The following is a 12,269-nucleotide window of genomic DNA, read 5'->3' as shown; positions in this document are numbered from 1 at the left end:
TTTTGAGATTAATAATAATTATTTCATTCGAATACACCCCAATGCACATTTTCAGGTTTCCACTTATCCATCGGGCTTTTATTTTCGGCAGGATAACCGACCGGAATTATATTCAGTGGAATAAGATGTTCGGGTAGATGCAGGATTTCCGATACTATTTTCATCCTGTTCTCTGCCGGATATACACTCGTCCAGACACCGCCCAGCCCCAGGTCAGTTATCGCCAGCAGAATATTTTGTGAAGCAACCGAGCAATCCTGAATCCAGTATTGCTGTAACCAGCCTTCTCCTGCTTTTTTCATATCACCGCAAACGATAATAGCGGCGGGAGCCTGTTGTACCATTTTTGATGTGGGAATATCTTTTCCCAAAGCCTGAAGCACTTCTTTATCTTCAATTACAATAAACATCCAGGGTTGCTTATTCATGGCTGTAGGTGCAGCCATACCAGCCCTGACGATTGTTTCCAGTTGTTCTTTCGACACTTTCCTGTCGTGAAAACTACGGATGCTTGTCCGTTTGTGAATGATGTCGATCGCTGTTTTTGAATCCATAGATTTACCTTGATCCGAATTGCATGATGTTATTACCATAGCTGATATGATAATAATTAAAACATTAAAAAAATAATTTCTGTTCATATATTATTATTATTAATTCTTTGCCAATTATTAAAAGTTATTACTACCCTACTCCAAGTATAGCGATTAATATTTTAACTAGAACCTGACGCGTTTACTATTAGCAAAAAAGTTACAATCAACGATCGCCGAAGCGAAGGCGAGGCAAATGTTACACTTTTGCAGCATTTTCGACCAAAACCTGACACTCCTGACAGATTATTTATCTTTCATTTTACCGTCCTGAGGAACAAAGGATCTATATTTTGGATGCTTCGCTTCGCTCCAGCATGACAAAGTATAAAAACCTGACACTCCTGACAGATTTTCGCGCAAAGGCGCAAAGTTCAATTTTTATTTATCTCTCTCTGTTTCTCCCCCCACGGGTAGGGCTGTTAAGTTCTCTGCTTTGTTCTGTTATTTTCTGCTGTCATCCTGAGCGAAACGAAGGATCTCTTATCTTACAAGAGATGTTTGCCTCGCCTTCGCTTCGGCGATTTGCAATTCACTCCGTTCAACATGACAAAGAGGGTATAAATTTCAGAACTTAACAGCCCTGCCCACGGGGAGCCAAAAGGGGCTTCTACTTGTTACTTAACTCCTTTAACTCCTCATTCTATAGATAAACATATCCTATAAAAATGCAGATTCAACGAAGTTTATTCTTCTGAAAATACGGAGCAGAGATTGCGTAAAAGTATAAAATACCCAATATAAGAGCTCCCGCACAAATAGCATACATCCATCCGAAATTGAGTTTTTCAATAATTGTTCCGCCAATAGCTGTTCCGATCCCGATTCCCAGATCCCAAAAAGTGAAATAAGTCGCGTTGGCTGTTCCCCGCTGGTTATGGTCTGCCAGATTGATCAACATGGTCTGGAACGCCGGATTTATATATCCGAAGCCGATCCCCAATAAAAAAGCGATCAGGTATAGCATAATAGCATTTGTGCATATAGCGAACAGCCCGAATGAAACGAGCAGAAAAACACTTCCTGTATTAACTAATAATACTATTTTCCCATTGTTGAGCGCTTTGGCCGACAAGACACGGGCTAAGATTATCCCGATAGCAATAATCACAAAGAACCAGCCTGCACTACTCTGAAAATCGACCATTTCGGTATATAAACCCACATAATTCAAAACAGAGCCATAGCCCAATCCGGCAATGAAAAGCAAGGCGACACACGGCAGTGCTTTCAGAAGGATAAACCGGTCGAGAGACAATGTTTGTTTTGGCACTACATGTTCTTTCTTTATAGGTTTTATCAGAATTATAGTGATCAGCCCGATAAAGCTGGAAAATAATGCAGTAAGGAACAAGGCATCAAAGGAATAATATTTATATATGGCAAGTCCGGCCACAGGCCCCACAGCCATCGCGATATTCGCAGCCATTCCGAAATAGCCGATACCTTCTCCACGCCGCTCGGAAGTCATGATATCGACAGCCACAGTGCTTCCGCTAACCGTACTCATGCCAAAGGCCAATCCGTGAAGAATGCGCAGAATGATAAATAATACTAAGGTCGTGCCTACTACATATCCGGCAAAAATAACGCAGAATAGCCCGTAACAGATCAGATATAGCGGTTTGCGGCTAAACATATCTACCATAAAGCCTGAAAACGGGCGTATGCACAAAGCCGATATTGTATATAACGCCAGCACTATACCTGCCACCGATCCGCTTGTTCCCAGATTTTCCATCAGGTAGAGCGGCAATACCGGAATAAGCATATAGAAAGAGAAAAAGAGAAGTAGATTGGAAATAAAGACAAGGATAAAATCCTTTGTCCACAGTTGGGGGCGCTTATTATTATTCATGCGAATTACTGTCGTTTTTTAATAATATCATCAGGGATTCACGGAATTTTTCCTTATCTATTTCCGAGAAAAAGGATTCATCAATCTTTAAAGCGATTTCTTTTCCTTTTTTGGCCTTTTCTATTCCTGCTGTTGTCAACGACAAGGTGTAAGCTCTTTTATCTACAGGATGGGTATTCTTTAGCATTAGTCCTTTTTCAATTAAAGTTTTTACCACATTCGAAACCATAGCCTTATCCAGCCTGCGCTTTGTCGAGATATCCTGCTGTGTTACCATCCCGCCTTCAGTTCCCAGTTCAAATGTTCCCGCAAGAATGATAAACTGTATATATGTTATATTCAGTTCCTTTAATGCGGCATTAACAATGCGTTGTTTCAAAAAGGTTACCTGTGTGAGTAAATATCCCGATTGTTCGTCAGGTTCTTTTATTTTCTCTTTCATATCTATAATTAAAAGCAACGCAAATTTAGTTTACATGTAAACTAAATCCAAATTATTTCATATTTTTAAGAATTAGAATATAAGTATCGTTTCTATATATTTCAATATGCTTCGCAAAGCAAGACTTTCAATCCGGATACAAGTACAACATCAAAGAAATGGGCTTTTTTATAAAAGAAAAGGTCTGGAAATGAATTTATTTCCAGACCTTTCTTAATCAATATTCTTCGGATTATTTCTTATTCTTCACATATTTTTCCAGCCATTGATCCTGTTCCCACAAAACATGCAGGACAGACTCTTTAGCAGCGTAACCGTGACTTTCCTTCGGCAGGATAACAAGGCGGGCCGGAGCGCCGAAACCTTTCAATGCATTGAAATAACGCTCGCTCTGCATTGTGAAAGTTCCTGAATTGTTATCATCCCCACCATGTATCAGCAATAGAGGATGTTTCATTTTATCGGCATGCATAAACGGAGACATTGCGTTGTAAACATCAGGGGCTTCCCAATAGTTCCGCTCTTCGGCCTGAAACCCGAACGGGGTTAACGTTCTGTTGTATGCACCACTACGGGCAATACCCGCTGCAAATAAGTCAGAATGAGTCAGCAGATTAGCAGTCATAAATGCACCATATGAGTGTCCGCCAACTGCAACTCTGTTTTTATCGATATACCCCATGGAATCAATGGCATCTATTGCAGCTTTGCCATTTGCCACCAGCTGTTCTATAAATGTATCGTTAGGTTCGGCATCACCTTCTCCTACTATAGGAAATGCAGCATCGTCCAATATAGCATAGCCCCGTGTCACCCAATAGATCGGTGAACCATAATACGGATATATAAATTCATTCGGATTCGTTGTATTCTGACCGGCACTGGCCTTATCTTTATACTCGGTAGGATAAGCCCACATGATCATGGGCAGTTTTTCTTTCTTCTGCATGTCATAGCCGGCTGGCAGATAAAGAGTTCCGGTAAGTTCCACCCCATCGGGACGTTTATATTTAACTACCTCTTTGTGTATATTGACAATACTCTTGAATGGGTTATCGAAATGAGTAACCGGCATCGGGGCTATTCTTTTCTTAGTATTCAATACATAATAGTTAGGATATTCGGTAGGAGATTGTATACTGACCAGATATTCACCCCGTTTTACATCCATAATAGATATTATCTCCAGTTTTTTATCTGTATAACCGGACTGATACAGACGTTTGGTTACTTTAGTCTTCAAATCCACTTCATCAACAAACGGGAACTGTCCTTTTTCTGTAAAACCCTCTCCTATCAGATAGGCCTTATCTCCATCAATATTAAGTATATAGCGCCCGTATTCGTTTCTTTTCATATCAAAAGACCCCGGATCACTGTATACATCCTGATAATTACGGTCGGATAAAATAACGGGGCTCTGCTGAGGGTTTGACGGATCGAACAGATATACTTTTGTATTGCGGGTGTTCCACCAGTTATCATACAAAATAGCAGTGGTTTCACTACCCCACGCTACACCGTTAAAACGGTTTATAATTTTAGCCAGGCTTAGCGGCTGCCCTGTGAATGGAGCCGATACTTCAAAAATTTCATCCCTGAAATCAACTTTCACATCTGGATCTCCTTTATCTAATGCCTCTACCCAATAAAGTGTAGCCGGTCTGTCAAATCTCCATGAAATATTGCGCTTACCAGGACTGGTAGCCATAAAGCCTTTAGGGAGAACTTCTTCTAATGGCTTATCATCAAATTTACTGACAAGGGTTCCGTTAATGTCATACACTGATGTTTCGACCGGGAAACGGTAATATGGTACAATGTAGGAATATGGACGATGAATAGTCCTAATGAGCACATATGATCCGTCCGGAGAGAAAGACTCGCCCGCATACAAATCCTTACTCTTCCATAATAATTTATTTCCTGACAAATCTACTTTATATAATTCGGATGTTATCAGAGTTTCAAAATTAGCTTCATCAGTTGCATTTTGCAACAAATCCTGATATGTGCGGTTCTGAGCTTTTTGTCCCTGTTCACTAACTGATACAGTGGGCCCTGTAGGTATTGCCTGAGCTGCATCTATCAATGCCGGCTTATCCTCTGGTAATATTCTCACCAGGAAAGCACTTCCATCACGAAACCATGTATAAGGATTACCCATATTGGCATTCAGATTTGCCTCTGTCAAGCGGGTTGCCATACCTGTCTCAAAATCGAAATACCATAATTCTACTCCGGTACCGGTAGTATTGGTAAAAGCAACCTTTGTTTCGTCCGGAGACCAGCTTAGATTGCTTATCTGTGCATTTTCAGGAAGCCCCTGTACCTGCTTTGCTTCAATTTCATCGAAAAGCTTATATTTTAAATTATTAGAGTATGTTACAGTACTAGATATATTCGTTTTAGGATTAATTCTCAATCCTGCCAGCCTCATTTCTTTTTCTGCCAGTTGTGCCAGTGTTTTATATGTATTTCTATATGAGAATAACATTTTTGTACGCTTACTATCCATCGACAAAGATGGAGCCCTTTCAAAATCAGCCAGTTCAAGAATTTCTTTTGGAGGTTTTTGATATACCAGATCTTCCTGTGCCGTAAGATGAGAAGACAGAACGCCTAAAATTAAAATCAATAACGTTAGTTTTTTCATAATTAAGAATGTTTTATATCCTGTTAGCAATATTTGACCAAAAGTACATATTTTTTTTATATGATGAATATTTGGAAAATTTATCTATAGGACATAATCTGTGAATAGATTAATTAATAGATTAAACAACAATCGCTGAAGTGTGGGCGAGACAATACACTAATAAAAAGAGTTCTTTGAAAAAATAGTAAGAATCTGTCAGGTTTGTCAGGTTTTTCGAAACAGTAACGAGTTTACCTCGCCTACGCTTCGGCGATTTTCAATTGTCAGATTTTAATTAAATATGAAAAGTATCATACTTATATCGGATAAATGATAAAAGTTGCTTATTTTTACTGCAATAAAAGATATGAGATAATACAATGAAAAAAGTTTTTGTAAGCGGATGCTATGATATGCTTCACAGTGGCCATGTAGCTTTTTTTGAGGAAGCTTCCCGGCATGGTGACTTATATGTTGGCATAGGATCGGATGATACTATAAGCAAGTTAAAAGCCCGAAAAACGTTTAACAATGAACAGGAACGGCTCTATATGATATCGTCTCTCAGATTTGTAAAAGATGCATGGATTAACAAGGGGAATGGCCTTATTGATTTTTTAGAAGAGATAAAAAATTTAAAACCCGATATTTTCTTCGTAAACAGTGACGGGCATAGTACCCTCAAAGAAGAGTTATGTAAAGAACTTGGTATTGAATATATTGTCAGTAAACGAGTTCCTCATGCCAGTTTACCTTCGCGTTCTACAACATCTTTAAGGGAAGAATGTAGAATTCCATACCGCATAGACCTGGCTGGGGGCTGGCTCGATCAGCCTAATGTCAGCAGTTTATACCCGGGACCCGTGTTGACTATATCAATAGAACCCGATTATGAATTTAATGACAGGAGCGGCATGTCTACCAGTTCCCGAAAAAAAGCGATCGAGCTATGGCAGGTCGACATACCCAGCGGAGACAAAGAAAAACTAGCCATGACTCTTTTCTGTTTCGAGAATCCTCCAGGAACGAAATATATAAGTGGGTCACAGGATTCATTAGGAATAGTTTTACCCGGCCTTAACTATCTTCATTATGATGGAAATTTCTGGCCTTCGAAAATAGAAAGTATACATGATAATGAATTGCTGAATTGGCTGGAAAACCGTTTATGGCTTATCCCTCTCTATCCCCGCCATGATGATTACGATGTGCTTTCGTATACAAATATAAATAAAGAAAATGCAAAAAATCTTAGCCTTGCTGCCGCAGAATGCTGGAACGCACTATTAAAAAAAGACATATCTAATTTAGGAAAAGCTATTCGCAAAAGTTTTGAAGCGCAAATAGCAATGTACCCGCACATGGTCAACAAGGAAATATTTGAAGTATTGAATAAATATAAGGATAAAGCCCTGGGCTGGAAACTCAGCGGAGCCGGGGGCGGCGGATATCTGACTTTTATAAGCGAAACTCCTTTGGAAAATGCGATACAGATACGTATCCGCAGAAGCGACATATGACACAAACAGTTTCACAACAAATATCATTATTTAACTTTTGTTTTCAGAACATTTTCTAAACTATTTCGTTATAATAATGTGTAGTTTTGTAAAGTTTGTGTTAAGGTTATGGAAGTCTGCGATGTGATGTTGCGGACTTCTTTTTTGTATACACGCCATACAAACGATTGATTATATTCTGCATTTTTCCTTAACAATCACAATTTTAAGTAAAAAAAAGAATCATCAGTTTAGATAAATATAAATAGGGGAAAGCAAATTCTGTATAAGAACTATTTACTTCTCCCTATTTAATAATCTATTATTTATTTTGTATGCGGATTTTGTTTTTGCACATCCTCCCTAAATAAATTTGCAGTTGTTGTGAATGAATTTATGTATGTGCAAATAAAAGATAGTAGTGTGTAAATGAATTTATTTGAAGACTTTATATATTTACCTGTAATCCTTCAGTATTTCCTGTAATCTTTTCCGGGCAAAGAATATACGGCTCTTTACAGTACCTAATGGCAATGATAATTTTTCAGCTATCTCTTCATATTTATAGCCAGATACATGTAATGAAAATGGCACCTTATATTCTTCCGAAAAACCATTCAAAACTTTTGTTATTTCAGAATAAGCGAAGGAGCCTTCAGGTGTATCAAGCCCTGAATCCTGTGGTAAATTTAAATGATAAAGATTCTCCGTCTGATCAACTATAGTCTGATTGCGTATGGCTCGTCTGTAATTATTAACGAATAAATTGTGCATAATTGTAAATACCCAGCCCTTAAAATTCACATTATTATAATATTTATCAATATTATTTAATGCTTTCAACGTTGTCTCCTGCGTCAAATCCTGAGCATCTTCCATATCTGACGTAAGTTTTAGTGCAAAGTTCAACATATTCCCCTGTAATTGAACCAAATTGTCTTCTAGTGTTTGCTTAGCAGCTTTGTTCATAATTCTAGTCTTTTTTATAACAACTCTCGTTGCCATCGTTTAACAATACAAAGATATTAACATTTGTCAATAAAACTTGCAAGAACAACTATATATTATAGAACCGTTTTCCGCAATCGTTTGCACAAAAACACAAAAAACCTAACAAACAGAGTTTTATAAAAAAGGCACGTTTCGGAAAATAAGCCATAGATAATATCTATTTGTTAATTTAACATCTGCCCACGTGTTTGTTTTACACATTTCTTAATGTGTCTTTTTTAAATAATTTATGAATCGTTCTACTTCTTTTTCGGGAGTCGCCCATGATGTTATCAGGCGAACGACTGAGTTATCAGCATCGATCACATTCCAAACGATAAAGCCATATTCCTTTTGCAATTCCCTTATCAGAGAATTTGGCAATACAGGAAATAGCTGATTCGTATCTGATTCAACCAGCAAACTATAATCTAAAGACTTAAAAGCATCTGCTAATTTCAACGCCATCTTATTTGCATGATCAGCCAAATCAAATATCAGATTATCGCGCAATAACTGATCAAACTGGACTCCAATTGTCCGGCTTTTGGCTGCCAGAGCTCCCCGTTGTTTCAGATGGTACTTAAAATCATCTCTCAATTGCGGGTTGGCAATAACAATAGCTTCACCCAGCAATGCTCCACATTTTGTACCTCCTATATAAAACACATCTGTCAAGGAAGCAATATCTTCCATCGTAAGATCGTTAGATATTGCCGTCAAAGCCATTGGCAACCTGGCTCCATCCATATAAAGCAACAGATTATTATCTTTGCAAAATTCAGACAAAGATGTCAACTCCTGCTTTGTATACACTGTACCCAATTCGGTAGAATTAGAAATATAAACGACACGGGAACGGACAACATGATGCCCTCTTGCCTTATTTAAAAAAGGTTTTATATCCTCCGGTCTTAATTTGCCATCTGTCGTGCAGGCTGCTTCCACCTTATGCCCCGTAGCCTCTATTGCCCCGGTTTCATTTGCAAATATATGTCCTGTTGTCGCAGCAATGACCGATTCGAATGGTTTCAAAAGAGAGGACAGTACAACCAGATTAGCCAAAGTCCCACCACCAACCATATATACGTCCAAACTTCCATTACCGGTTAATTTACGTACCACAGCAGTAACATTTCCGGAATATTCGTCATCACCATATCCGTGCTGTTGGATAAGGTTTGTTTCTGCCAATACCTTTAGAATAGAAGGATGGCATCCTTCACTGTAATCGTTCGAAAAATCATATAACATAGCCATTCCATTACTTTTCAGCAAAAGTAATAGCTTCTATGATAAAACAGACAAAATAGCAGAATATTTATTAAACGAAAGTGATATAATTTTTATTAGTGTTATGCGAATCTGACTCCGGTAACAATACCTTTTGCTACCAATGCCTGAATAACTGCATAGTCCTGACTATTAACAGCCTTTGCACCATGAGCCAAAGCACACACTCTTAACGCACTGCATTTATTCTCTCCTGCTATCAGTGAATATGTTTTCTTTTTTTTACTAAACAGGTATGTAATCAAGTTTTTCATAGGTCTACATACAAAAAAATACAACTTAGATTTCCCTGCAACAAAGATAAAGTTTATGCTAATAAAACAACAATATTTTAACTTAAAAACAAGAGGGTATAAAATTTTTCTGCACATAAAATAGGAAGAGGCACCTCACACAGGACGTACCTCTTCACAATCAACAAATTACATTACTCATTTTATACCATTCCGTTTCAATAATGCATCTACAGACGGCTCTTGTCCTCTGAATTTCACATACAGGCTCATAGGCTCTTCGGTATTACCTTTTTCCAGTATATTTTCACGGAAAGATCCGGCTGTTTCTTTATTAAAGATGCCGGTTTCCTTAAACAAAGCAAAAGCATCTGCATCGAGCACCTCAGCCCATTTGTAACCATAATAGCCTGCAGCATATCCTCCCGAGAATATATGACTGAATGAAGTGGACATAGCAGCACCGTCTACAAGTGGCAACATGGCTGTCTTTGCCATAGCATTGCGCTCGAATGAAATAACATCCCCCTCATAAGCTTTTGTCAGCGTATGCCATCCCATATCAAGATATCCGAACGACAACTGCCTGTAGCACAAATACCCCGCATTGAAATTAGCTGCATCAACCAGCTTCTGTACCAATCCGGCCGGAATCTTCTCTCCTGTTTTATAGTGCACGGCAAACTTATCGAGATATTCCTTTTCTGTCAGCCAGTTTTCCATTATCTGTGACGGAAGCTCAACAAAGTCGTGCAACACATTGGTACCCGACAGTGACTCGTATGTACATTTGGTCAGCATGCCATGCAATGCATGACCAAACTCGTGCAAAAATGTTTCTACCTCATCAAAGGTTAGCAATGCCGGTTCATTTCCTGTTGGACGGGTAAAATTCATCACAATGATCACATGCGGACGAGAGTCTTTTCCTTTTTCTACATATTGGCCTTTAAACTCAGACATCCATGCACCTTGTCTCTTTCCTTCACGAGGATGGAAGTCTGTATATAGAACGGCCAGGAAATTTCCCTTCTCGTCCAATACATCAAAAGCTTCTACTTCGGAATGATAGACAGGGATATTTGTATTTTTCTTAAATGTGATTCCATAAAGATCTGTTGCCAGCCCGAAAACACCTTTCTTTACGTTTTCCAGCTCAAAGTAAGGGCGTACAAGCTCATCGCTCACGCTATACTTCGCATCTTTCAGTTTTTCTGAATAATAAGACCAGTCCCAAGGCATCAGATCTATGCCCTTTCTTTCCATACCTACAGCAAAGCCCTCTACCATTTTCACATCCTGACGGGCAGCAGTAGCGTAAGCGTTGAACAGGTCATCGAGCAATCCATATACATGTTTTTTATCTTTAGCCATTTTGTTGCGAAGCACATAAGACGCATAATCTTCATAACCAAGTAGATTTGCTATCTCCATACGGGTCTTAGCTATTTCCTTCACATTATTTTGGTTATCAAATTCCCCTCCCGAAACGCACTGGGTGGTATAAGCCCTGTAAATCTTCTCGCGAAGGTCGCGGCGCGAAGAGTATTTCATAAAAGCGATATAGCTCGGTGCCGAAAGGTCGAACAACCAGCCCTCTTTGTCTTTTGATTTTGCTTTTGCTGCTGCGGCATCTTTCACCATTTGTGGCAATCCTGCAAGATCGGTCTCGTTGGTCAGCAACATTTCATATTTATTATTCTCTTTCAGCGCATTCTGTCCGAAAGTCAATGTGAGTTGGCTCAATTTTGTAGATAATTCTTTGTACTTATCCCGGTCTGCACCCGTAAGAGTTGCACCGCTGTCCTCAAATCCCTGATATGTTTTCTCCACCAGCCGGATCTGTTCCGGTGTCAGATTCGATTCGAAACGCTTGTCATAAACGGCTTTTACCTTTTGAAACAAGCCTTCATTTAAAGTTATCTCGTTAGAGTGTACCGACAATTTAGGTTGTATACGTTGTGCTATCTCCAGCATTTCATCATCGCTCTCGGCACTCAACAAGTTAAAGAATACAGACGTTACTTTGCTTAAAAGTTTGCCGGATTCTTCCAGTCGCAGGATTGTATTTTCGAACGTCGGCACAGACCGTACAACTACAATACTGTTAATCTCTTTCTTATGTTCTTCGATGCCTTTATCTATGGCAGGCTCGTAATGCTCATTCTTAATCTTATCGAACGGTGGCGTCTCGTATGGAGTCTTATACGCCTTAAAAAACGGATTTTGCGCTTCTACTGTTGTCATTGCTATTATTAATAGTAAAATTGAAATAATTATTTTCTTCATACACCATGATTATTAAGTTACAATTTTAAATTTCTCTTTATCTGACATTTACACTTTATAGCGTCCTAATCGATAACCAAAACCTGACACTTTTTACCTGTTAGCTATTAGCTTTTTTACTAAAATGTTACACTTTTGCAGCATTTTCGACCAAAACCTGACCCTCCTGACAAATTATTTATCTTCCATTTTGGCATCCTGAGAAACGAAGGATCTATATTTTGGATGCTTCGCTTCGCTCCAGTATGACAAAGTATAAAAACCTGACACTCCTGACAGATTTTCCTGCAAAGGCGCTAAGTTCAATTTTTATTTATACTCTCTGTTTCTCTCCCCCGCGCCAGAGGGAGCTTCTACTAACTACTCTATTACTATAGATAAACTTCCCTGATTTTAATTGTCACTCAATAATACAATTATAGAACTCCAATTAA

9 protein-coding genes are annotated in these 12,269 nt (G+C 38.7%); 1 reads left to right on the top strand and 8 read right to left on the bottom strand.

Going from position 1 to position 12,269, the window contains the following annotated elements; all coding sequences use genetic code 11:
* Nucleotides 1–23: 23 nt before the first annotated feature.
* The 4 genes from GGR21_RS08030 to GGR21_RS08015 form a co-directional block, all read right to left on the bottom strand.
* Nucleotides 24–554: a nitroreductase family protein gene (locus GGR21_RS08030; RefSeq protein WP_246348029.1), complete on the bottom strand. Its 531-nt coding sequence runs from the start codon at nt 552–554 to the stop codon at nt 24–26.
* Nucleotides 555–1,269: 715 nt separating this feature from the next.
* Nucleotides 1,270–2,451, bottom strand: a complete 1,182-nt coding sequence (locus GGR21_RS08025; RefSeq protein WP_183306693.1) for an MFS transporter — start codon at nt 2,449–2,451, stop codon at nt 1,270–1,272.
* Nucleotides 2,444–2,893 (bottom strand): MarR family winged helix-turn-helix transcriptional regulator, encoded by a 450-nt coding sequence (locus tag GGR21_RS08020; protein ID WP_183306692.1) that lies wholly within the window; start codon nt 2,891–2,893, stop codon nt 2,444–2,446. Before GGR21_RS08020 ends, GGR21_RS08025 begins: the two co-directional genes overlap by 8 nt.
* 232 nt (nt 2,894–3,125) lie before the next feature.
* Complete coding sequence (locus tag GGR21_RS08015) at nt 3,126–5,549, bottom strand: alpha/beta hydrolase family protein (protein WP_183306691.1); 2,424 nt, start codon at nt 5,547–5,549, stop codon at nt 3,126–3,128.
* Nucleotides 5,550–5,911: 362 nt separating this feature from the next.
* On the opposite strand from GGR21_RS08015, the gene GGR21_RS08010 reads away from it, so the two are divergent.
* Nucleotides 5,912–7,051, top strand: coding sequence for an adenylyltransferase/cytidyltransferase family protein (locus GGR21_RS08010; protein ID WP_183306690.1), 1,140 nt, complete (start codon nt 5,912–5,914; stop codon nt 7,049–7,051).
* A gap of 435 nt (nt 7,052–7,486) precedes the next feature.
* On the opposite strand, the gene GGR21_RS08005 is transcribed toward GGR21_RS08010, so the two are convergent.
* The 4 genes from GGR21_RS08005 to GGR21_RS07990 form a co-directional block, all read right to left on the bottom strand.
* Entirely contained in the window at nt 7,487–7,999 is a 513-nt protein-coding gene (locus GGR21_RS08005) for an RNA polymerase sigma factor (protein WP_183306689.1), read from the bottom strand.
* Between the two features lie 246 nt (nt 8,000–8,245).
* Nucleotides 8,246–9,280, bottom strand: coding sequence for a threonine aldolase family protein (locus GGR21_RS08000; RefSeq protein WP_317169867.1), 1,035 nt, complete (start codon nt 9,278–9,280; stop codon nt 8,246–8,248).
* Nucleotides 9,281–9,375: 95 nt separating this feature from the next.
* Entirely contained in the window at nt 9,376–9,567 is a 192-nt protein-coding gene (locus GGR21_RS07995; protein ID WP_183306688.1) for a hypothetical protein, read from the bottom strand.
* Nucleotides 9,568–9,744: 177 nt separating this feature from the next.
* Nucleotides 9,745–11,835 (bottom strand): M3 family metallopeptidase, encoded by a 2,091-nt coding sequence (locus GGR21_RS07990; RefSeq protein WP_183306687.1) that lies wholly within the window; start codon nt 11,833–11,835, stop codon nt 9,745–9,747.
* Between the last annotated feature and the right edge of the window lie 434 nt (nt 11,836–12,269).

Source organism: Dysgonomonas hofstadii, assembly GCF_014196915.1.
Lineage (GTDB): Bacteria > Bacteroidota > Bacteroidia > Bacteroidales > Dysgonomonadaceae > Dysgonomonas > Dysgonomonas hofstadii.
Note: the sequence above shows the minus strand (reverse complement) of the source record. Positions and strands in the feature narration are given on the sequence as shown.